The sequence below is a fragment of the Leptospira broomii serovar Hurstbridge str. 5399 genome (assembly GCF_000243715.2).
GTDB lineage: Bacteria > Spirochaetota > Leptospiria > Leptospirales > Leptospiraceae > Leptospira_B > Leptospira_B broomii.
In genome coordinates this window covers 71,812-93,722 of sequence record NZ_AHMO02000011.1, presented here as the reverse complement: position 1 = coordinate 93,722, position 21,911 = coordinate 71,812, and the positions used below count along the sequence as shown (strand labels likewise).

Here is a 21,911-nt window from a genome sequence, read left to right as displayed (position 1 = left end):
TTCAAACTAGATCGGCCGGTATCGCGTCCGGAATTTGGACAGACCTTTTTTTCTTGACAGATCCGTTTTAGAAACAGTCAGATTAGTTGAGATGGAGTTTTCTCCTAAAAAGACAGTCGGTTTTACCCTCGCACTCGGCTTTGCAGTGCAGGTAACTTGTGCCTCCTTAACTATCTTATTTGGAGTCTGTCCGGTTGGGACTGTACCGGCAAGTATCGAAAGTTCATCGTTAGAGGACAGGCTCCCACCTTGTCATAAATCTACATCGACTGAAGAAAAATCTTCCTCCTCAGATTCCTCCGGAACCGATTGTTGCCAAAAAGGAATGACCGTATCCTTCGAAACCCCAAATCATAGGATATCGCCGGAAAAAATAAAGTTTCACTTCGTTTACTTATTTTCAATGCCCCAAATCCGACTCGCCTCTCAAATGATCTCCGATCAAGGGCAAATTCACTCGCTTGGAATCGGATTTTTTTCCTCGACCCACTCTCCTAGCATTCTTCAAGTTTTTTTAATTTAATACCTAGCTCTTAATTCCCCGACGAACTTTAGGAGGATTTATGAGCGCACAACGCACATTTTCTATTATTATTATTTTCCTAGTTTCACTTCCGATCTTCTCAGAAGCGAAACGACTAGAAGAAATCCTTGAGATTCTTGCAAAGGAACATCCCGAAGCAAAATCTCTGGCAGGAGTTTCGCATGCACATAAATCGCATTCGGACGCCTCCGGCATTCTCCCCGATCCGAAGATCGGGTTTGCATATCGAAATTATCCGACTCGTAACGGATATTCTCTCAACGGGAATCGGGCTTTAGATACGCCCACCATGACCGGGATGGAATTCTCCGTTTCTCAGGAATTTCCTTTTCCCGGAAAATTGGGAACCGAAAAGAGGATCTCCAAAATCATGGAGAACGAAGCAACTCTCGGTTATCTAGTCGGAGTCAACCGAATGCTGGGTGATTTCTTTATTCGTTTAAATCGTTTTCAAAGAATTGAAAAGAAAAAGCAAATCAACGGTAGAATTTTGGATCTACTCAACGCTCAGAAATCCATTACCGAAGGGTATTATTCCGCGGGAACCGTGCCTTTGACAGGAGCCTTGAAAGCTTCGATCGCAAAGACGGATGCAATGGAGAAGGAAGCGGAGTATAATACAAATTTAAAGGATTTAACGTCTCAGCTCGAATACTATAAGGTGTTAGATCGGGTTTCTCTCTCGGATTTATTTCAGATCAATCTGGATTCGTTTTTAGAAGAAAGCCTTCAGAGATTAAATAGTTTGGCAAATTCCGGAGTTCCTGCAGTCGAAGATACTCCCGATTATAAGATTTTGTTGGCGGAAGAAAAAAGACTAAAAGAGCAGACTAAATTGACAAAATATTCCATAGCGCCTCAAACGGAGGTATTCTTTTCATATATGAAGAGAAAATCTCAAACTTTCTCGGCGGACACCGGCCCGTTAAACTACAGTTTGATGGATACCACCGAATATAGAGGCGATTTATTCAGCTTCGGAGTAAATATGCGGGTTCCCGTATGGTCTGCTTTGAAGTGGAATTCCATAACCGGAGAAACGGAACATCTGGCGGAAGTCGGAAAGGATTCGGTAGACAAGACTCGGGCCCAAATGGTTTCCGAAATCAATCGAGGCATAGAGGTCATCCGAGGAACTTCCAATCAAATTCAAATCGTTGAAAAAAAACTGATTCCGGAAATGGAAAAAGCAGCGAGAGCAAGCGCCTCTCTTTACGCTCCCGGCAAGGCCAATATCCAAGACACTCTTCTTGCCCAAACGGAAGTATTGAATGCAAAGATAAGATTGGAGGATTTGCGCGAGCGTAAAAATGAAACCATCTTAAATATGCTCAAACTTCTCAGCCTAATTTATCAAGATCAGAAAGTTCCTCGGCATGAAAAGCATCAGCCCGAAGTTACGTTGGGGAGAGGCCGCGAATGAAAGGAAAGGATTCGATCAATATGCAAGATTTGCGATATAGCAAATATTCTAAGAGATTCGTCGTTTTTACAAGCCTCATTTTCTTATTCCTAATGTTGGTTGCCTGTGGAAAGAAAAAGGAAACGTACTATTGTCCGATGCATCCGACTTACACTTCGGACCGTCCCGGGACATGTCCGATCTGCGGGATGGATTTAGTGAAAAAAGAAGCCGATCCGTCCCGCCAAAATCATTCGAAAAATTCCCGAACTGCGGAATCATCGAACAATGTCGCGGATCATAACTCATTTCACGGGAAGGGTGATAAGTCGAATCAGGAAGAAACTACCTCCGAAATATTTCTCTCCGCCGAAAAACAACAATCCATCGGAATTAAGACCGATTTGGTACTTCGTAGAAATTTGACGAAGAAGTTAAGCGTTTATTCGAATGTCGCTTATGATCCGGATCTTTATGCGGCTCTTACCGAGTATAAGGAAGCTCTACGAACTTCCGAGGTTATATCCGAGGCGGGATCCTCGATCAGCTTAACAAATTTACAGATGCGTCTTAGACAATTGGGTTTGTCCACGGATCAAATTCGGGTCTGGTCTTCTCAACAGAGAGATCCTTCCGAATTAATCCTAGGCGGTAAGGCAGGGCGGGCACATATTTATTCTCAAATCTACGAATCGGACCTATCGACCGCCAAAGTGGGATTACCGTTTATCTTCAAGACGGACGTTTATCCTAATAAGGAATTCAAAGGTAAAATCAAAAGTATCGATACGATTCTGGATAAAAATAGCAGAACATTACGACTGCGAAGCGAAGTGTCGGATCCTCAACACCTGTTAAAGCCTCAGATGTTCGGCGAAGCAAGAATCGAAGTCTCGCTACCTTCCATCTTAACCTTACCGACTTCGGCTATTCTTGATACCGGAATGCGTAAGATGGCTTACGTTCAGACCGGTCCGGATCGGTTTCGACCGGTCGAAATTCGAACGGGTCGGACCGTCGATTCCTGGACCGAGGTCATTTCCGGAGTAAAGGAAGGTGAACGCGTTGTAGCCGAATCGACCTTTTTAATCGATTCCGAAGCGAAAATCCGTTTCGGGAATAACGCTCACAGTCATTAAGGTTGTAATTTTCATGATTCAGAATATCATTCGCTTTTCGGCTCATAATAAATTTCTTATACTTCTTTTTACGTTGGGCATCCTTGTAGCATCCTACGTTTCGATGAAAACGATTCCGTTGGATGCAATTCCGGATCTTTCGGACACTCAGGTTATCGTATATTCAAGGTGGGACAGAAGTCCTGATATCATAGAGGACCAAGTAACGTATCCGATCATAACCTCCTTACTGGGGGCGCCGAAGATTAAAGTGGTGAGAGGATTTTCCGATTTCGGATTTTCCTACGTCTACGTGATTTTTCAGGACGGTACCGATATCTATTGGGCTCGTTCAAGAGTTCTGGAATATCTATCCCGAATTCAATCTCAGCTTCCCGCAGGCGTGAAAACCGAATTGGGACCGGATGCAAGCGCAGTCGGATGGGTATTCCAGTATGCCTTAGTCGATACGACCGGGAATAATTCCCTCGCCGATTTAAGGACCTACCAAGATTTCCATCTTCGATACTTGTTAAATTCGGTGCCGGGGGTTTCGGAGGTCGCAGGAATCGGCGGATTCAAAAAACAATATCAAATCACCATCAACCCGAACGCTCTTCGTTCCTATAATATAGGATTCGAGACGTTGGTTCAGAAAATACGGGAAAGCAATCAAGAGACGGGGGGAAGGCTCCTCGAAATTTCCGGCGCCGAATATATGGTTCGGGGAAGAGGGTATCTAAAATCGATAACCGATATAGAGAATATTCCTTTATCGACGGACATTAACGGAACGCCGGTGCTTTTAAAGAATATAGCTGCCGTACAATTCGGACCCGATATTCGAAGGGGAATCGCCGACCTAAACGGGGAAGGAGATGTGGTCGGCGGAACTATCGTTATGAGACACGGTGAGAATGCACTTTCAGTCATCGAGAGGGTTAAGGCCAAGATCAACGATATCAAGACCAGCCTTCCCACAGGGACCGAGATCGTAACTACGTACGATCGATCGGAATTGATCGATCACGCGATTTCTAACCTGAAATTTAAACTAATGGAGGAGATGCTCATAGTTTCCTTGGTGATTCTCGTTTTTCTTTGGCACTTCCCGTCGGCAATCATCCCAATACTTACCATACCGATCTCCGTCATCGTCGCATTCATTCCTATGAATCTTTTGGATGTGAACGCAAACATAATGTCCTTAGCAGGGATGGCAATTTCTATCGGCGTATTAGTGGATGGCGCGATAGTCGAGGTAGAAAACGCATACAAGAAGTTGGAGGAATGGGAATCCGGAGGAAGAAAAGGTGATTATCATATGGTTCGCCTAGAAGCTTTGCTAGAGGTCGGTCCGTCAGTATTCTTTTCCTTATTAGTCATTGCGGTGGCATTCTTCCCGATCTTTACTCTTGTGGACCAGGAAGGTAGGCTCTTTCGTCCATTAGCTTATTCTAAGAATATCGCGATGGCCGTGGCGGCCTTACTTGCGATAACGCTAGATCCTGCTTTTAGAATGCTATTTACACGGATGGAACCGTTTAGGTTCAAGAACGCGTTACTTTCAAAGGTCGCGACTACATTATTTGTAGGAAAATATTATCCGGAAGAAAAACATCCGGTCAGCAAGGTTCTTTTCCGACTTTACGAACCGGCTTGTCATTGGGTCTTAGAAAGACCCAAAACCATTATCGCTTCGGCGCTGGCTTTGGTTTTTTTGACGATTCCTGTCTATTTGAGTTTGGGGTCGGAGTTCATGCCTCAACTTTATGAAGAATCCCTTTTATACATGCCCACAACACTTCCTGGTATCTCCGTAGCTGAAGCTGAAAAACTGATGGTGGCGATGGATAAGAAGATCAAATCCTTTCCAGAAGTAAAACGAGTATTCGGAAAGGCAGGAAGGTCCGATACCGCGACGGATTCCGCTCCCTTTTCAATGATGGAGACGGTGATTTTACTAAAGCCGCAGGATGAATGGAGAACTGCGAATCGCTTTTATTCCAATTGGCCGCGAATTCTACAATACCCGTTTTTACCTTTTGTAAACGAACGATTAAGTAAGGACGAGCTTATCGAGTTGATGAACCGAGAAATGCAATTTCCTGGAGCGACGAACGCATGGACAATGCCCATAAAAACTCGGATCGACATGTTAAGCACCGGGATGAGAACGCCGATCGGAATCAAGGTCCTCGGCTCTTCCTTAGATGAAATTGAAAAAATAGGAATTCAGATCGAAACTTTGCTGAAGACGGATAAGGACGTGAGAAGCGTTTTTGCTGAAAGGACGGCAGGGGGCTACTTTTTGGATTTAGAACTAAAGCGAGAAAAGTTAGCTAGATATAACATTTCCGTCGAGGCAGCCCAACAAATTATAGTAGCAGCTATCGGTGGGGAACAGGTAACTCAAACGATAGAAGGGAGGGAACGTTTTTCCGTGAACGTTCGCTATCCCAGGGAACTCAGGGATTCGGTGGAAAAAATACGATCGATTCTGGTCCCGACTCAGGAATTCGGCCATATCCCGATTGGAGAAATTGCGGATATCAAAACCAAAACCGGACCGTCGATGATTCGGGACGAAAACGGATTTTTAGCCGGCTATGTCTATGTAGATCCTTCCACGTCCGACATTGGAGGCTTTGTAGATCATGCAAAAAGAAAGGTTTCCGAATCGATCCAGCTCCCCGCCGGCTATTCCATCCTTTGGAGCGGTCAGTACGAAAATATGTTAAGAGTTCGAGAAAGGATGAAATACATTCTTCCGCTAACAATATTTATTATTTTTCTACTGCTGTATTTTAATACGAAGTCGTATGCCAAAACTTTAATCGTTCTCCTGGCCGTTCCCTTTTCATTAATCGGCGCAGTGGGATTATTGTACATCTTGGATTATCATGTATCGGTCGCAGTTTGGGTAGGAATGATCGCTTTGATGGGCCTGGATGCCGAGACGGGCGTTTTTATGCTGCTCTATTTGGATCTGTCCTACGATTCTGCCGAACGAAAAGGAATGGTTCGAACCAGAGAAGATCGCATAAAAGCGATCATACACGGAGCCGTCCACAGGGTTCGCCCCAAAATCATGACCGTCCTAGCGGCAATGATGGGTCTACTTCCGATTATGTGGTCCAACGGGACCGGTTCGGACGTAATGAAACGAATCGCTGCACCAATGGTAGGCGGACTTGCAACGAGCTTCTTACTAGAACTCTTAGTGTATCCGCCTATCTATTTATTATGGAAAGAAGGGAAGCTTACTTTTGGACAATCTCTACCGGCAGTTTCCAAATATTTCGGCCAAAACGAATCGAAGAAAAAAGACGTTCTAATATCGCAGACCGAATCGGAAAACGAAACGCAGATAGAGGGAGACTTGTACGAAGATGAGATTCGAAAGTCGGCCCAAATCAAAGGAAAGAAGCTTAAAAAAAAGACACTTTCATAGACTCGCTCACTTTCTTCTGGATTAACATCGAGGGATAGAGCTTTGATTCGGACAATCTTGCCAAGAGTATTTGTCAAAAATACGCAATAAGGAAATTACGTTTCTCTTAATCGTCTTTTGCGTTGCAAAAGACGATTAAGAGTTTAAATGTTAAGCGAATAAAATTTTCATCTTGATCGAGGAATTCGCCATCCGTATAATGTAATCAATTCGGTATTTATTACCGAGAAAATGTTTACAAAAGCCCGTGGAGACACTATGAAAAAATTATTCGCAACCATCCTGTTGTTGGCAATCGTTCCAACGATCGGCGTTTATGCATTTAGCGATTTGGAAAAACTGCTAATCGCGGAAGCGACCACACCCGAGTTAAAGAAAATAGCGAAAGATTATTTTCTCCGGAAAGCTCAGGATCAAAAAGAGCTGGCGGAAAAATATAAAACCTTAAGCAACCTGAATCGGGGCGGGAAGTCGACCTCCGAGGATGCAGATAGAAAGAAGTACAAGCAACTTTCCGAGCAAGTCGCGCAGGAAGCCGAAAAGTATAAGGCTCAAGCGGATAAATTGTAAGGGAATCCAAGCGTAAAGGTTTTCCGGATTCTTTTAAATTCGGGAAACCGATTTATTCAAATCGTTTATTCATTCGAGAGTAAGATAAGCAACGAAATTATACTCGGGAATTTTCGGTTCCCAACCATAGGTTTCCTTAATCTTCTTTTCCAATCCTTCGGCTCCATCCTTTTCCCCGTGAACGATATATATTTTAGGGTCGGATCCTTTTAGATCCGATAACCAATCGACAAGTTCCGCTTGATCCGCGTGTGCGGAGAATCCATCTATAATATCAACGCTACACCGGACAGGATGCCATTTCCCTCGTATTTTAATTTCCTTTTTCCCGTCCAAGAGATTCCTTCCGCGAGTCCCTTCCGCCTGGTATCCTGCGAGTAAAACCAATGAATTAGGATCTTTCAAAGTCTCCTCCAAATATGTAAGCACGCGCCCTCCGGTAGCCATTCCGCTTCCGGCTATTACTATCTTAGGACCTTTCAATGCGGAAATATGCTTAGTTTCATCCGCGTGCTGAACGATCGTAATTTGTTCACACATTGCGTCCAAATCCGATTTATTTATCTTATGCCAATCTGCGCCGTAACGACGAAAGATTTCCAGAATATGAAGCCCCATTGGGGAATCCATATAAACCGGCGTCGACGGGATTCTTCCTTCAATCCTCAATTTCCAAAGGAGATACATGAGAAGTTGAGTCCGCTCGACTGCAAAGCTAGGAATGATTATGCTTCCTTTCTTCTCCGCGAATTCGTTTATCAACGACGCGAATTTATCCTCAGACTTTCCTGAATGAAGTCTGTTTCCGTAAGTGGATTCGATCAAAAGTAAATCGGCATGTTTCGGCTTCTCGGGAGGAAACAAAAGCGGATCGTCTTTTCTTCCCAAATCTCCGGAAAATAGAAACGTCTTCCCGTTCACCTGGATCTCAATGGAACTGGCGCCTAGAATATGCCCTGCATAAAAAAAACGGACCCGTATCCTAGGGAATAAGTCGAACCAAACTCCGATTTCCTGTCTTCGAAAGAATGAAATGGTCTTTTCTACATCCTTCATTTCATAAAGAGGTAAGGCGGGTGAATGTTTGGAATAACCGTGACGATTCGCAGCCTCAGCATCTTCTTCTTGAAGATGAGCGCTGTCTTTCAAAATGATTTCGGCCACGTCGAGGGTAGGAGCAGTTGCCAAAATGCTTCCTGAAAATCCCGATTTTACCAGCCTAGGTAAGTAACCTGTATGATCCAAATGTCCGTGGGTCAAAAGGATAACGTCGATTTTTTCCGCCTCGGCCGGAAGAACGTCCCAATTTCGTAAGCGCAATTCCTTTACGCCTTGGAATAATCCGCAATCGATCAGAATATTTTTGCCCAATACGGTAAGTAGGTATTTGGACCCGGTGACCGTGCCTACCGCTCCTAAAAATCGTAAGCTTGCGATTTCGGAATTCATAGAAAGAATTATCCTTTATTAATATCTTTAAGCGTAAAAAAGCCCGCTTGATTTAGCGGGCTTGCAGTTCATGGTTTGACATTCAACTAAGAAAATCCGAGCGGACTCCTTTTTCAAGCTTCAAGTTAGCTTTAAAATAAAAAATCAGCCGAATCTCTCACTCAAAAGTTTTACGACCTGTTCGGGGCGCATGTTTGCTTGCGCAAGCATCGCAACGCCGCTCTTAGTCAGTATTTGATTTTTCGTAAATTCCACAATATGTTCCGCGACGTCCGCGTCTCGAACACGACTTTCCGCCGAAACCATATTAATGTAATTTGCCTGCAAACCTTCCGCGGTAATCTCTAATCGGTTGTAGTAAGCTCCTAAATCGGACCTCTGCTTATTGACTCTTTGGATTGCATTATCCAAAATGCCGATCATCGAATTGGAAGAAGCCGGAGTGGATAAAGTCTGCTTTTTCCCGTTGCTTTCTAATTGCAAAGCAGCGGCATTCATGGCGTCCACGAAAATTTCGAGTTTCTCATTCTGATTCGGGCCGACGTGAAGCTGGATGGGATTCTTGGATTCCTTCGAATAAGCTCCGCTTAACGGACGAATCTTATTAAATTCGGCCGTTTTTCCCAATCGATCCACTTCGTCTATCAGTTGATCGACTTCAAGTTGAACCAATTTTCGATCATCGTCCGAGTAGATTCCGTTTGAAGTCTGAACGGAAAGTTCTCTCAATCTTTGCAGAATATTATTCACTTGCTCCAGGTTTCCTTCCGTAACTTGGATAAAGGAGACCCCATCCATTACGTTTCGTTCCGCCTGAGCGATACCTCGAATTTGAGTTCTCATTCTTTCCGATACTGCAAATCCTAATGCATCATCTCCGGCACGATTTATACGCATTCCGGTAGAAAGCTTTTCTGCGACTTTATCTTGATCTTGGTTTACTGTCTTCAGTACATTATTCGTACGAAGAGCGCTGATGTTGTGATTGATTATCATCAACAACCTCCCTGTAGATGAGGTACGGATCCGTCCGTACCTATATTTCCGGCTCTTTGGGGGGAGGGGAGCCCCCCGGGCTCACCGGGTTCCACTGCGAATTTCCGCTCCCTAATTTTCCGAAGGGGCGGACTTTTTTTATAATTTTTCCTAAAGGACTAAACCATCGAAGACGATATATCCTATAAGGGAAATTCTGATTTAAATATACTCCCTTTTAATCAATCTGCAACTTTTTTTCCAATAACTAACCCTTTTCCTAGGGAAATTTCTGCCGCTTCCGGAGATTTTGTCCCCTAATTCCTTATTTATATGAAAATCTACACTAAAAAGGGCGACACTGGGACAACTTCCCTTGCTAACGGATTGAGAGTTTCCAAAGCAGACGACCGCGTTGAATTGTACGGAACCGCAGACGAATTGAATTCTTCCTTAGGTGTGGCGACTTCATTTCTGAAGTCGGACTCTAAATTAAGAATTAGCCTAGAACGAATCCAAAATCTTTTATTTGAATTAGGATCCGAACTCGCAGGTTACAAAAAGGATGACGGCACTTCCTGCTTGTTGGAAGAAGATACTCTCCAGTTGGAACGAGAAATCGATGATTGGCAAAATTCCCTCTCCCCACTCAAGCATTTTATACTGCCAGGAGGTTCTCAGGCCTCGGCGCTTCTACATGTAAGTCGTACTCTTACCCGTAGGCTCGAAAGAGAATTAGTAAAGGCGAAGGATTCGGGCGTGGAGATCTATCCGGAAACTCTGAAATTCCTAAACCGTCTCTCGGATCATTTATTCGTAGCCGCCAGATATGCAAATTTCGAATCCAATATAAAGGAGCCTCAATGGCAGTCGAGAGCCAAGGGAAATTAAGACATCCGAAAGGACTTTTTATTCTTTTCTTAGTCGAGATGTGGGAAAGATTTTCCTTTTACGGAATGCGTGCATTGCTCGTTTTGTTTCTGACTAAGGAATGGCTGCTTTCCGATCCTGAGGCAAACCGAATTTACGGAGTCTACAACGGACTTGTATATCTAACTCCGATCTTCGGAGGATTTCTAGCGGATCGTTTTTTAGGTTATCGATCCTCCATCTTTCTTGGAGGACTGTTGATGATGTTCGGACACCTCTCCTTAGCCATCGATGGAAGCATTACTTTTTTTTTAGGCTTGGCTCTTTTGATCCTAGGGAACGGATTCTTTAAGCCCTGTATTTCGACTGTGGTTGGTAGAATTTACGAATTGGAAGGAAAGTCCGATTTAAAAGATTCAGGTTTTACGATTTTCTATTTCGGAATCAATACTGGCGCCGTACTAGGAACCTGGGCCTGCGCTAATATCGCCGACATTTACGGTTGGCACTACGGATTCGGAGTCGCAGCCGTCGGAATGCTGACCGGATTACTTATCTTCGCCTTTCTAGGGAGGAAGATCGCAGGAGAAGCCTTCCTTCCCGGAAAAGATAAAAATTCGAAGATCGGATCCGAAGGTTCGCAACTGGATAGTTCATCGACTGGCCTTGTTACCGCCGGAAGAATACGGGCCATTCTGGTTTTTTCCAGCGTGACGATCGTTTTTTGGGCGTCGTTCGAACAGATGGGTTCCTCTTTGAACCTAATCATTGATCGATATGTGGATCGAAATTTCTACGGTTGGGAAATTCCGGCAGCTAATTACCAATCCTTAAATCCTATTTTTGTAATCTTATTTTCGTTAGGAATCTCTTGGGCCTGGAGAAAGTTAGAGGCCTCGGGAATTCACGTTTCAAGCGTCACTAAATTTTGCTCGGCATTAATCACCTTAGCCTGCGGTTTCTTGATTCTTTCCGTCGTAACTTCGGTATCGTCAGGTAAATTCTCTTCCGGGTGGATCGTTCTTGCGATTTTATTTCATACAATCGGAGAGCTTTTGATTTCACCAGTCGGCTTGTCTTTGATCACAAAACTTGCTCCGGCTAGAATGGCATCCATGATGATGGGAATTTTTTTTCTTTCTAGCTTCTTCGGACACGTTATTGCCGGCGAGTTGGCCGGCCTTATGGGTGGACGGGAAAACCTATCCGTCTTCTTTTTGATCTTCGTCATTTTCCCGGGACTCGTAGGAATCTTCTTATTTCTATTTCGGAAAAAATTAGAATATTGGATGCACGGGGTAAGATGAAATCAAGAATTTCTATCTTTATTCTGCTTTGTATTTTTCAGCATCCCTTGCTTGCAGATTCGTTTCAAGATCTACTAAAGGATGATTTCTCCAGAGGGCAGACCTTACTGATCAAGAATACTGTCTTTCAAAAAATCGGAAAAAGATCCGGCGATAAAGATGTCCTGACAATCACTAAGAAAATCATCCCTTGGGCAATTTTGGAAGGTTTGCCGCCGGAGAAGGTAGCGGATCTAATTTTAAAAATTGATATCGCGCAAACTGCGGGACTTAGTTTTGAAGAAGCGGAAGACGCAATTCCTCCTTCTGCTACTCGAGATCTTAGCGATGAAGATTTTCCTTACATTGCGTTGTATTTAAAAGAAACAAAATTGGCGGGTATTCGAGAGGAGGTTCGAAATCGATTTCTGGAAGCCGCGTTAGAGAAACAATGGTCCGGATTTTCCGTTCTAGCGGGTGGACGAGCCCTTTCCGCCGGAAAGCTGGTCGATTTTCCGCAAAATAGACTTGCGACAAGGATTCTGAAACAATTTAGTCCGCGTGGCAAAAAGGAAAGCTTCGGGCGTTGGGAAAAAGATTATAAATCGGTTTTGGACGATAAGTTGGAGGGAGGGTCGTACATTCTTCTTTCAAATCTGAAGACGGTGTACAACCAAGGTTTGAACTCGAAAGAACCTGCATTAGGTAAAGCGAGAGCGATAGAAAGCTCGTTAAACGAAATAGGTCAAATTATAATCGGAGATCGTCCGAAATTCGAACCGGTTAGCGAACCGCCTTTAGTTCCGAATCTTCCCGAACCGAATGAACCGTCGCCCGAACCGAGCATTATAAAACAAAATTGGCAAACCTTATCGGCATCTATGTTACGTAAAGTTGCCGGAGAATGGGTGGGAACTCCTTATAAATGGGCAGGGGCTGCAAAAACAGGCACGGACTGCTCCGGATTTACGTATAGAGCTTTGACCGATGGTAGAATCGGAGTCCCTGAAAATCGAATGTCCCGCGCCTCCGGCGCTCAGACAAAACTCGGAATCTCCGTCACTCATAATGAAATGAGGGCCGGAGATTTAATTTTCTTTTCCGCATCGCCCAACCAAACGAAAGTAACGCATGTCGGATTAGTGCTTTCGGAAACTGAGTTTGCACACGCTTCCTCTTCTCGCGGAGTAATTTTCGATAAGGTCAATTCGAAGTGGTGGTTGGATCGCTTCGTACTCTCAAGACGGTTATTTCGGACTGTGATCGATTAAGTCGGTTGAAGCTTCGGTGAAGGACGACGAAGAAAAGAAAAATTCTTAGTTCATTCTCCCAAATTCATTTCCTCTACGATCCAGAGTAATACTTTCGCTTTCGCGATCGGATCCGGATGAGAGAGAATCTCCTGCTTTTTCTGGAATTCGAAATTTAAAATTGAAGAAATGAAATCAATCGGAAAGGGATGATTCCAGAGTTCGTTCATTCGCAAAATCAGATCTTCCTGTGCGCCTTCGGCTAAGAGGATTCGCTTCGTTAATGAAAGTATCTTATCGAAAACGTCTCGAAAAACGTCTTCCTGAGTATATTTAGTCTCAGAGGGAATTTTCTCGATGATTCCGATTCGAAACGGATCCATAACCTCGTATCCGCTTAGTTTAGCGATACCTTTCCCTTCGAGAAGAATATTCGATCTTCCATCCGGAAGGGGATCCCGTCGGATAATCGTTCCCCAGCCAAAAACGGATTCGATCTCCGGATGAGGATCTTGCTTCTTTAAGGAATCCATTCGAATAGGAGCCACCGCCATTTCTTCCCCCGACTCGGAACAATAATCCAACATCATTCGATATCTGGGTTCGAATATATGTAGAGGAAGAAACGTTCCCGGAAATAGAATGATGCCGGGAAGGGGAAAGATAGGGATTGTAGTTGTTGACACCGAAGGAATATCCTAACCTTTTGAAGAGAAAACGCAAACGAATTTGCTAATCTCGGTTTGAAATTGTACTCTATAAAAAAACATCAGTATGCCGCCGCTTCCTCAAGGCTCTCCAAGACAAAGATTATCGTTTTAGGAGATCTAATTCTCGACGAGTATTTGTTCGGCGAAGTAAATCGAATTTCTCCCGAAGCCCCGGTTCCCGTCGTCTGGATTCGAAAAGAAAAAACGACTTTAGGCGGTGCCGGGAATGTGATCAAAAATTTATCTAGATTCGGAGTGCAATCCGTCGTTCTAGGACGATCCGGAAACGACGAGACCGCTAAAACATTGAGTAATTTGTTGACCGCCGAAAAGACGGACGCAAGAGAAAACAAAGTGATTCGTTCCGAGAGAGTACCAACGATACTGAAAACAAGAGTGATAGCAGGTCATCAGCAAGTTTGTAGAATCGATCGAGAAGAAACACTTTCTTTAACCCAAGAGGAAGAGTCCGAATTGATTCGAGCATTCGCGGACCGAATCGACCAAGTGGACGGGGTTGTGCTATCGGATTATGATAAAGGGACTCTTACTCCTAGATTAATTCATGAAGTCATTTCATTAGCGGTAAAAAAAGGGAAAATCGTCACCGTCGATCCGCAGGTTTCTCATTTTTTTCAGTACGAAACTGCAAGCATCATGACTCCGAATCATCACGAGGCTGGGCGCGCTCTAGGAAGAAAATTGGATTCGGATCAGGAAGTAGAGATCGCCGCAAAGGAAATCGCGGAACGTCTCCGGTCCCCATCCATGATGATCACTCGCGGAGAAAAGGGAATGAGCCTCTATCTAGCTGAGGAAGGAAAAACTCATCATATACCGACAGTTGCCAAGGAAGTCTTCGACGTTACCGGCGCAGGAGATACTGTAATATCCGCATACACTGCCTTCTGCGCCGCGGGTTTAACGGAATTGGAATCGGCATTAATTGCAAACGTGGCGGCCGGAGTCGTCGTAGGTAAACTAGGAGCGGAAACCGTTTCACTGGAAGAGCTGCAATTAGCCTTGGAAAAAAGAGGTCTGCTTCGTTGAACATAATTCAATCCTGTTTGGATAAAATTATATCGTTTTCGGAGGCCTCGGCGATTGCAAATCGCGTTCGTAAAACTCATAAAATCGTATTTACGAACGGTGTCTTCGATTTGATGCATAAAGGACATCTAACGTACCTTGCCCAGGCCTCAGAACTGGGCGATTTTCTTTGGATCGGTCTCAATTCCGATTCTTCAGTGAAAAAAATCAAGGGGCCGGAAAGACCTATTAATCCGGAGGAGGATAGGGCTTTTCTTCTCGTGTGTCTTTCTTTCGTGAGTGCCGTTACCGTATTTGCGGAAGAAACCCCTATCGAACTGATTTCGAGGATTCGTCCCGATATTCATACCAAAGGTGGAGACTACGATAGAGAGACACTACCGGAAACCCCGCTTGTTCGTAGTCTTGGCGGAGAAGTCCAAATTCTTCCCTTTATTCAAGGTTTTTCGAGCACAGAAATCATCCGTAAGATTCGAGGAGTCTAACAAAAAGGGCGGGATTTCCCCGATCCAAATCCAATCGTTGTCCTTTCCCGGAAATTCTTTGAATTTCGGAGTTGGTTTTTCACGAACCGAGAAAAACCCTGTTCAGCAAGGAAGGAGACGGACTTGTCCAAGACCAGATTTATTTTCGTTACCGGAGGAGTTTGCTCTTCCTTAGGAAAAGGGGTTTCCGCAGCGGCCCTAGGTTGCCTGCTCGAAAGCAGGGGATATACCGTTTCTCTTCAAAAAATGGATCCATATATCAATATAGATCCTGGAACGATGAGCCCTTACCAGCATGGAGAAGTTTATGTGACGGAAGACGGGGCAGAAACGGATCTGGACCTAGGATACTACGAGCGCTTTACTAAATCCAAGTTCACCCGAAAAAATTCCGTATCCACCGGCCAAATTTATAATACCGTTATTCAGAGAGAACGAAAAGGCGATTACCTAGGAAGAACCGTACAAGTCGTTCCGCATATCACGAATGAAATCAGGAATCGGGTTTATACTCTCGCACGAGAGAATGCTACCGATTTTGTAATCGTAGAAATCGGAGGCACTGTAGGGGATATAGAGTCGATTCCATTTTTGGAAGCCATTCGACAAATGAGATACGAGCATGGACCTACCCACGTTTTATTCATACATGTGACATTGGTCCCGACGATTACCGTAGCAGGAGAAGCAAAAACTAAACCGACTCAACATTCTGTGAAAGAACTCCTGGCTTTAGGAATTCAACCTGATATTCTGATTTGTAGAGTAAACCAACCTATGAGTAAGGATATGAAAGGCAAGATTTCCTTATTCTGTAACGTAAAGGAAGAAAACGTGATCTCCGCGTCGGACATCAGTACTTCCATTTATGAAATTCCCAAAATGTATAAAGAAGAAAAATTAGATCAAGTCGTTTTAAAAACGCTGGGTATGGAGCTCGGAAAATCCAATTTCTCGGAATGGGAAAAGATTATTAAAAGTCTTCAATCCGCAAAGCATACCGTCCAGATCGCAGTAGTCGGAAAATACATTTCTCTCCATGACGCATATCGTTCCGTTTACGAAAGTCTTTCTCATGGCGGAATCGCTAACGAGGCAAACGTTGAATTCGTAAAGGTCGATCCTGAAAAAGTGGATAAGACGAACGTGAAAGAAGTCCTTAAGGGTGTTCACGGAATTTTAGTTCCCGGCGGTTTTGGTGATAGAGGAATCGAAGGAAAAATTCTGGCCATCCAATACGCTAGAACCAAAGGCATTCCATTTTTCGGAATCTGCTTAGGAATGCAATGTGCAGTCATCGAATATGCCAGAAACGTTCTAGGTTTGAAGGATGCGAATTCCACCGAATTTAGACCGGATTCTTCGGATCCGGTTATTTCGTTGATCGAGGAGCAGATGGATATCGATCAAATGGGGGGCACGATGCGTCTTGGATCGTACCCATGCAGAATCCGTAAAAACACTCTCGCGTTTGCGGAGTACAAGCAAGAATCAATTTACGAACGTCATAGACATCGTTTTGAATTCACGAATCGCTTTAAGGAATCTTTCGAAGAGAAAGGCATGGTTTTCTCCGGAATTTCTCCTGATGAAAATTTGATCGAAATTGTGGAAATTCCCGATCATCCCTGGTTTATCGGAGTGCAATTTCATCCGGAATTTACCGGCAAACCGACCAAACCTCACCCCCTATTTGCCGGATTCATTCGTGCTGCCGTCAAACTAACAAGGAAGGTTTCATGAGCGATCAAACTGCAAGCACAAGGGAGTTTTTGAACGGAACTAAAATCGGCGGGGGCAGTCCTTTCTTTTTAATCGCAGGTCCCTGCGTAATGGAGAATCGGGAGCTTCTCGATTTTGTATGCGGCGAGATGGTGGAAATTTGCGGAGAATTAGGAATTCCTTATATATTTAAGAGCAGCTTTGATAAGGCGAATCGATCCTCGGTGAATTCGTATAGGGGACCGGGCCTTGCCGAAGGAATCAAGCATTTAGAATTCATCAAGAAAAAGTACAATGTGCCTGTGCTAACCGACATCCATGAGACTTCTCATATTATTCCGTTAAAAGACATTTTAGATATCTACCAAATTCCTGCGTTTCTATGCAGACAGACCGATTTAATTTCGGAGTCGGCAAAAACCGGCAAATGGGTGAATGTCAAAAAAGGACAATTTCTGGCTCCTCAAGACTGCAGACATATCAAAACGAAGATCCAAGAATCAGGATCCGAAAAATATCTGGTAACGGAACGCGGAACCACTTTCGGTTACGGAAATCTAGTATTCGATGGCAGAACCGTTCCCATACTCCACGGGTACGATATTCCTGTCGTTTTCGATGCGACTCACTCCGCGCAGCTTCCGGGTGCAGCCGGAAATATTACCGGGGGGCAGAGGGAATTTATTCCAAGCATGGTAAGAAGCGCCGTCGCTCTCGGTATCGAAGGAATCTTTATGGAAGTCCATCCCGATCCTGAGAAAGCGCTTTCGGATGCGACAACCCAATATCCGATTTCCAAAATCAAAGCTCTATTAAAGGAACTGATCGGATTGGATCGATACGTAAAACGGGAAATTCTCAATAAAGGTTGACCGTCCCCGGTCGACCAGGCGGAACTTTGAAATTTCAGCTCGCCTTTCTGAAAAATATAGACGCGGAAACCATCCAGAAATATAGGATGTTCGCCGGAATATTGGCCGGCATCGGATTGATCGTAATTTTCTTTCTAGTTACGGGCAAGAAAGAGGCAAAATACACTCGAGTCGAAAACGAAAAAGAAAGCGGAGCTACGATATCCTTTAAGAATTTCGAAAGGGATCAGTATGATGAAAGCGGAATTTTAATTTGGAAACTCAAGGCCGAAGAATCATACGTATTTGTAGGAGAGGGCAGAACCGTCTTTTACGCCGTCGACTTCGATCAATACGAAAACGGTAAGTTCAAATCGAAGCTCACAGGCGATAAGGGCGAGATCAATCATACTTCAAAGCTAATGGTTTTGAACGGTAATATCCATCTTCGTACCGACGAAGGTAGAACACTGCTGGCTAAGTCGTTGGAATACAATACCGAATCCAAAAAACTTTCCTCGGACGAAGAGGTAGTGGTGGAAGCCGACGGTACCAAAATCAGAGGAATCGGTCTGCGAGCGGATAAGGATCTAAATAAATTCACTATTCTGCATCCGACTGCAATTACGCAGGGAGGATCCAATCCTCTGTCTTCCGCACCGGAGTAAGTACCGATGAAAAATCGACTCTGTTCATTTCTTTTCATATTCGCTCTTCTGTTCGTAGACGATCTTTTTCCCCATATACGTCCCCCTTTGCTATTCTCACCGGAATCGTTGGAACGAAAGCCTATTCAAGGAATCGGTGAATCCGATCCGACAAAGAAGGAAAGTTTTCCGACGTATTGGGGAGGCAGCACGCTGACCCAAGAGGATAAGCAGATCCAAGGATTGAAAGTCACGACTTTTACTCTTGAAGGAGGCGCCTGGATCCAACATAAAAAGGTAAAGCTTTCCGCCAACAGAATTGAAGTGATAGGGAAAGAAGCATATAAAGCATTCTTAAAATACGGCGTCGAAGTGGACGATCAGGAAAACGGAACAACTCTTAAGGCAGGCACGGGCGAATACGATAAATATGCGGAAATTGTCATCATAAAAGATAGACCAAGGTTATTCTTTAAGGATAAAACCGGAAAAACCACTATAATTGCCGCTCAGACGATCGAAAGGCAGCTTAGTACGAAAATCACGAAGCTGATCGGCGGAGTGATCATCACTCACCCTGATGTAACTATTTTATGTAAGGAAGCATTGTTTAAAGAATCCGAAAATGTGATAACTACGGATCCGAACCCATTTTTACTCTCCAAAGATCGATATCTAACAGGCACGAAGCTTTCTTTCTATACAAGTGAGAATAGAATTCTATTGGAGCAAAATACCGTTCTTTTCCAGACTTCCTACGAGAAACGACAAACGGAAGAGGGTAAGGAAACGACGGAAAAGGTTATTACTATTCTAAAGGGCGATCGATTGGAGAGCAGCAACGACGAAAATAAGGAAAGAGTGATTAGTTTAAAGGGGAACTCCACTATTTTCAGAAAGAACGTAAAAATAACCGCAGACGTATTGGAATCTTTAGGGACGGATTCGCATACGATTCGAGGAAGGAGAAACGTCCGGATCCACGACAGAGAGAATTATTTAATTCTTTCCGGAAACGTATTGGATTACTTTCGCAAAGAAGAATATATGCATGTTACCGACGACGGTAAGATGGAATTCTTAGATTCGAAATCCGGAGCTGTTACGACTACTATGACGGCGCAAGAATTCGAACGTTTTCTTGATAAAGACGAAACCGTAATACGCGGGAATGTGTTCATAAAGGCAAAAGGCTCCCAAGCGATGGGCGAATATGCGACTTACTATGAAAAAGATGAGACGATCTATCTGGAAGGGAATCCAAGGATAGATCGATCCGGCAAGATTTTACGGGCGGGAAAAATCCTCTTTTATCCTAGGGAAGGCCGGGCGATCCTGACGGAAGGAGTCCATCTAGGAAATTAGGAGACGCATGGGTACGACAATCCGTTGCCAGAACCTCGTAAAGATATATAATAAACGCAAGGTCGTTGACGGGGTAACCTTCGATATTCGGAAAGGAGAAGTCGTCGGATTATTAGGTCCCAACGGGGCTGGCAAAACTACTTCATTTTATATGTCCGTCGGCTTCGTGCAACCCGACTCGGGCCACGTATTCATAGACGACCAAGACGTAACGGAATTTCCGATGCATACCCGCGCTAAATTAGGAGTCGGGTATTTAGCACAGGAAGCTTCTATTTTTCGTAAGTTGACTGTCGCTGAAAATTTGGAAGCTATTCTAGAAACCTTAAAAATTCCCAGAAGTGAGATCGTCAGAAGAAGAGACGAACTACTGTTAGAGCTTCAAATTATGCGCGTTGCCAATCAAAAAGGGTATACGCTTTCGGGTGGAGAACGAAGAAGATGCGAAATCGCTCGTTCACTTGTTACGAATCCGGACTTTATCCTTCTTGACGAACCTTTTGCAGGGGTAGATCCTATAGCGGTTAAGGATATTCAAACGGTAATCAATAGCCTAAAAGAAAAAGGGTTAGGAATACTTATCACGGACCATAATGTGCGAGAGACGTTAAAAATAACGGATAGAGCATATATAATGCATAGCGGCAAAATTCTGATCGCCGGAACACCGAAGGAACTTGTGAACGATAAAGAAGCAAAGCGAATGTACTTAGGCGAGGATTTCAAACTGTGAATTTAAATCACCAACTCGTCCAAAAGCAAACTCAGAAACTGGTAATGACTCAGGACCTTCGCCAGTCCATCGAGCTATTGCCGCTTTCAACAGTCGAACTTGCGGACAGAATCAGTGCAGAGTTGGTGGAAAATCCTATGCTAGAAGAGGAAGCCTCTTCTGAAAGGAGCAAAAATCCGGAATTATATTCGGTAGACGACCTTCGCAGAAAAGAAAAAAACGATTTCCTTAAAAATACGGATGTCGGCTGGCAGGAATCATTTAGTATAGATAGGCCCCAAACACGCGGGTCAGACGCATCCGATCGAAATCAAAAATATATCGAATCCTCTCCCAATACTCAATCTTTGTCGGAGCATCTTCTTTGGCAATTGCGCATTTCCTCCTTAAAAGGAAAGGAAATGGAGATAGCTGAAATGCTCATTTCCATGCTGGACGACCGAGGTTTTATTCCTCAAACTCACGACAAACTGGCCGCAGAGATCGGAGTCAGCATAAAGATGATTCGAAAGGTGTTGGATCAGATTCACCAATTAGATCCCCTTGGAATTGGAGCGAAAGATATTCAACAGACATTATTGGTTCAGGCTAAAATTTTAAAGCCCGAAGACGCTAAGCTACATGACTTAATCGAAAACCATTTGAAAGATTTGGAGAAGTTGGATTATAAAGGAATTTCAAAAAAGATGGGAATTCCCGTGGAAAATGTAGAGGCAATGGCTGCGGAGATTAAGAAACTAGAACCTTTCCCCGCGACTTTATATACCCCTAAAAAACCGGATTATATACTTCCCGATGTTATCGTAAGGGAGATCGGCGGAGAATTCAATATTCTACTAAACGACGAATGGCTTCCGAAGCTGAAAATTAATAAGGAATATAAGGGTTTCTTAAAGAAGGGAGCAAAAGATTCGGATCGAGAGTATATTTCCACTAAATTAAGTTCCGCCGAATGGTTGATTCGTTCCGTCAATCAACGTCGGCAAACTTTATATAGGGTCGTATCAGCAATTATCGAACTCCAAACCGAATTCTTTCGTAAGGGAGTTCGCTTTCTCAGGCCTCTTACTCTAAAGGATATCGCGGAACGACTCGAACTTCACGAATCCACCGTATCTAGAATCACTTCGAACAAATATGTTCAGACTTCCTGGGGAATTCTAGAATTAAAATGGTTTTTCTCTTCCGGGCTTAAATCCAAAAGCTCCGAAGGAGGAATGGAATCTTCCAAAACGATACATGAAATGATTCGGAATTTAGTAAAAGAAGAAGATCCTGAAAATCCCTTATCCGATCAGGAAATTGTCGAGCATATCGAGAAAAAAGGCATCGAAATCGCAAGACGAACGGTTGCAAAATACCGTAAAATTTTAAGAATACTTCCATCGAACCAAAGAAAGAAAGTTAAATCTTTGGAGGCAAGATAGGTC

The 21,911-nt window shown here is 43.8% G+C and carries 19 protein-coding genes; 16 read left to right on the top strand and 3 right to left on the bottom strand.

Annotated elements, in window-relative coordinates; all coding sequences use genetic code 11:
- Positions 1 to 34 precede the first annotated feature (34 nt).
- The 5 genes from LEP1GSC050_RS17900 (at position 35) to LEP1GSC050_RS17880 (ending at position 7,088) form a co-directional block, all read left to right on the top strand.
- On the top strand, positions 35 to 523 hold the full coding sequence (locus tag LEP1GSC050_RS17900; protein ID WP_010569725.1) for a hypothetical protein: 489 nt from the start codon (positions 35 to 37) through the stop codon (positions 521 to 523).
- Positions 524 to 563: 40 nt separating this feature from the next.
- Positions 564 to 1,967 (top strand): TolC family protein, encoded by a 1,404-nt coding sequence (locus LEP1GSC050_RS17895; protein ID WP_010569724.1) that lies wholly within the window; start codon positions 564 to 566, stop codon positions 1,965 to 1,967.
- Positions 1,964 to 3,085, top strand: coding sequence for an efflux RND transporter periplasmic adaptor subunit (locus LEP1GSC050_RS17890; protein ID WP_010569723.1), 1,122 nt, complete (start codon positions 1,964 to 1,966; stop codon positions 3,083 to 3,085). The genes LEP1GSC050_RS17895 and LEP1GSC050_RS17890 overlap by 4 nt, the downstream gene beginning before the upstream one ends.
- Before the next feature lie 13 nt (positions 3,086 to 3,098).
- Entirely contained in the window at positions 3,099 to 6,518 is a 3,420-nt protein-coding gene (locus LEP1GSC050_RS17885) for an efflux RND transporter permease subunit (RefSeq protein ID WP_010569722.1), read from the top strand.
- A 258-nt stretch (positions 6,519 to 6,776) separates the two neighbouring features.
- Positions 6,777 to 7,088, top strand: a complete 312-nt coding sequence (locus tag LEP1GSC050_RS17880) for a hypothetical protein (protein ID WP_010569721.1) — start codon at positions 6,777 to 6,779, stop codon at positions 7,086 to 7,088.
- Positions 7,089 to 7,157: 69 nt separating this feature from the next.
- On the opposite strand, the gene LEP1GSC050_RS17875 is transcribed toward LEP1GSC050_RS17880, so the two are convergent.
- Positions 7,158 to 8,537, bottom strand: a complete 1,380-nt coding sequence (locus tag LEP1GSC050_RS17875; RefSeq protein ID WP_010569720.1) for an MBL fold metallo-hydrolase RNA specificity domain-containing protein — start codon at positions 8,535 to 8,537, stop codon at positions 7,158 to 7,160.
- Positions 8,538 to 8,681: 144 nt separating this feature from the next.
- A complete protein-coding gene (locus LEP1GSC050_RS17870) occupies positions 8,682 to 9,533 on the bottom strand; it encodes a flagellin N-terminal helical domain-containing protein (protein WP_010419434.1) in 852 nt (283 codons plus the stop codon).
- Positions 9,534 to 9,845: 312 nt separating this feature from the next.
- Here LEP1GSC050_RS17870 and LEP1GSC050_RS17865 point away from each other — a divergent pair, with 312 nt between their 5' ends.
- The 3 genes from LEP1GSC050_RS17865 to LEP1GSC050_RS17855 are packed head-to-tail and all read left to right on the top strand — an operon-like array spanning position 9,846 to position 12,939.
- Positions 9,846 to 10,403 (top strand): cob(I)yrinic acid a,c-diamide adenosyltransferase, encoded by a 558-nt coding sequence (locus LEP1GSC050_RS17865; RefSeq protein WP_010569719.1) that lies wholly within the window; start codon positions 9,846 to 9,848, stop codon positions 10,401 to 10,403.
- Positions 10,376 to 11,689, top strand: coding sequence for a peptide MFS transporter (locus tag LEP1GSC050_RS17860; protein ID WP_010569718.1), 1,314 nt, complete (start codon positions 10,376 to 10,378; stop codon positions 11,687 to 11,689). Before LEP1GSC050_RS17865 ends, LEP1GSC050_RS17860 begins: the two co-directional genes overlap by 28 nt.
- Positions 11,686 to 12,939 (top strand): C40 family peptidase, encoded by a 1,254-nt coding sequence (locus LEP1GSC050_RS17855; protein WP_010569717.1) that lies wholly within the window; start codon positions 11,686 to 11,688, stop codon positions 12,937 to 12,939. Before LEP1GSC050_RS17860 ends, LEP1GSC050_RS17855 begins: the two co-directional genes overlap by 4 nt.
- A 50-nt stretch (positions 12,940 to 12,989) precedes the next feature.
- Here the strand turns inward: LEP1GSC050_RS17855 and LEP1GSC050_RS17850 are convergent, their stop codons facing one another.
- Positions 12,990 to 13,613, bottom strand: coding sequence for an LON peptidase substrate-binding domain-containing protein (locus tag LEP1GSC050_RS17850; RefSeq protein ID WP_198012867.1), 624 nt, complete (start codon positions 13,611 to 13,613; stop codon positions 12,990 to 12,992).
- Between the two features lie 54 nt (positions 13,614 to 13,667).
- Here LEP1GSC050_RS17850 and rfaE1 point away from each other — a divergent pair, with 54 nt between their 5' ends.
- The 8 genes from rfaE1 (at position 13,668) to rpoN (ending at position 21,908) form a co-directional block, all read left to right on the top strand.
- Positions 13,668 to 14,678 (top strand): D-glycero-beta-D-manno-heptose-7-phosphate kinase, encoded by a 1,011-nt coding sequence (gene rfaE1, locus LEP1GSC050_RS17845; protein WP_020987974.1) that lies wholly within the window; start codon positions 13,668 to 13,670, stop codon positions 14,676 to 14,678.
- Complete coding sequence (gene rfaE2, locus LEP1GSC050_RS17840; RefSeq protein WP_020987951.1) at positions 14,675 to 15,163, top strand: D-glycero-beta-D-manno-heptose 1-phosphate adenylyltransferase; 489 nt, start codon at positions 14,675 to 14,677, stop codon at positions 15,161 to 15,163. Before rfaE1 ends, rfaE2 begins: the two co-directional genes overlap by 4 nt.
- Positions 15,164 to 15,286: 123 nt before the next feature.
- The gene (locus LEP1GSC050_RS17835; RefSeq protein WP_010569715.1) at positions 15,287 to 16,906 is read left to right on the top strand and encodes a CTP synthase; all 1,620 of its coding nucleotides are present in this window, start codon (positions 15,287 to 15,289) and stop codon (positions 16,904 to 16,906) included.
- Positions 16,903 to 17,757 (top strand): 3-deoxy-8-phosphooctulonate synthase, encoded by an 855-nt coding sequence (gene kdsA, locus LEP1GSC050_RS17830; RefSeq protein WP_010569714.1) that lies wholly within the window; start codon positions 16,903 to 16,905, stop codon positions 17,755 to 17,757. The genes LEP1GSC050_RS17835 and kdsA overlap by 4 nt, the downstream gene beginning before the upstream one ends.
- 86 nt (positions 17,758 to 17,843) lie before the next feature.
- Entirely contained in the window at positions 17,844 to 18,404 is a 561-nt protein-coding gene (gene lptC, locus LEP1GSC050_RS17825) for an LPS export ABC transporter periplasmic protein LptC (RefSeq protein ID WP_040911971.1), read from the top strand.
- A 6-nt stretch (positions 18,405 to 18,410) separates the two neighbouring features.
- Positions 18,411 to 19,748, top strand: a complete 1,338-nt coding sequence (locus LEP1GSC050_RS17820) for an LptA/OstA family protein (protein WP_010569712.1) — start codon at positions 18,411 to 18,413, stop codon at positions 19,746 to 19,748.
- A 7-nt stretch (positions 19,749 to 19,755) separates the two neighbouring features.
- On the top strand, positions 19,756 to 20,481 hold the full coding sequence (gene lptB, locus LEP1GSC050_RS17815; protein WP_010569711.1) for an LPS export ABC transporter ATP-binding protein: 726 nt from the start codon (positions 19,756 to 19,758) through the stop codon (positions 20,479 to 20,481).
- Positions 20,478 to 21,908, top strand: a complete 1,431-nt coding sequence (rpoN, locus tag LEP1GSC050_RS17810) for an RNA polymerase factor sigma-54 (protein ID WP_010569710.1) — start codon at positions 20,478 to 20,480, stop codon at positions 21,906 to 21,908. Before lptB ends, rpoN begins: the two co-directional genes overlap by 4 nt.
- The last annotated feature ends 3 nt before the right edge of the window (positions 21,909 to 21,911 follow it).

Bases quoted from the DNA above. Each gene is read 5' to 3' on its own strand.
- LEP1GSC050_RS17865 (WP_010569719.1), top strand. From the start codon at position 9,846: ATGAAAATCTACACTAAAAAGGGCGACACTGGGACAACTTCCCTTGCT.
- lptB (WP_010569711.1), top strand. From the start codon at position 19,756: ATGGGTACGACAATCCGTTGCCAGAACCTCGTAAAGATATATAATAAA.
- LEP1GSC050_RS17890 (WP_010569723.1), top strand. From the start codon at position 1,964: ATGAAAGGAAAGGATTCGATCAATATGCAAGATTTGCGATATAGCAAA.
- lptC (WP_040911971.1), top strand. From the start codon at position 17,844: ATGTTCGCCGGAATATTGGCCGGCATCGGATTGATCGTAATTTTCTTT.
- kdsA (WP_010569714.1), top strand. From the start codon at position 16,903: ATGAGCGATCAAACTGCAAGCACAAGGGAGTTTTTGAACGGAACTAAA.
- LEP1GSC050_RS17895 (WP_010569724.1), top strand. From the start codon at position 564: ATGAGCGCACAACGCACATTTTCTATTATTATTATTTTCCTAGTTTCA.
- LEP1GSC050_RS17860 (WP_010569718.1), top strand. From the start codon at position 10,376: ATGGCAGTCGAGAGCCAAGGGAAATTAAGACATCCGAAAGGACTTTTT.
- LEP1GSC050_RS17875 (WP_010569720.1), bottom strand. From the start codon at position 8,537: ATGAATTCCGAAATCGCAAGCTTACGATTTTTAGGAGCGGTAGGCACG.
- LEP1GSC050_RS17820 (WP_010569712.1), top strand. From the start codon at position 18,411: ATGAAAAATCGACTCTGTTCATTTCTTTTCATATTCGCTCTTCTGTTC.
- LEP1GSC050_RS17870 (WP_010419434.1), bottom strand. From the start codon at position 9,533: ATGATAATCAATCACAACATCAGCGCTCTTCGTACGAATAATGTACTG.
- LEP1GSC050_RS17880 (WP_010569721.1), top strand. From the start codon at position 6,777: ATGAAAAAATTATTCGCAACCATCCTGTTGTTGGCAATCGTTCCAACG.
- LEP1GSC050_RS17855 (WP_010569717.1), top strand. From the start codon at position 11,686: ATGAAATCAAGAATTTCTATCTTTATTCTGCTTTGTATTTTTCAGCAT.
- LEP1GSC050_RS17885 (WP_010569722.1), top strand. From the start codon at position 3,099: ATGATTCAGAATATCATTCGCTTTTCGGCTCATAATAAATTTCTTATA.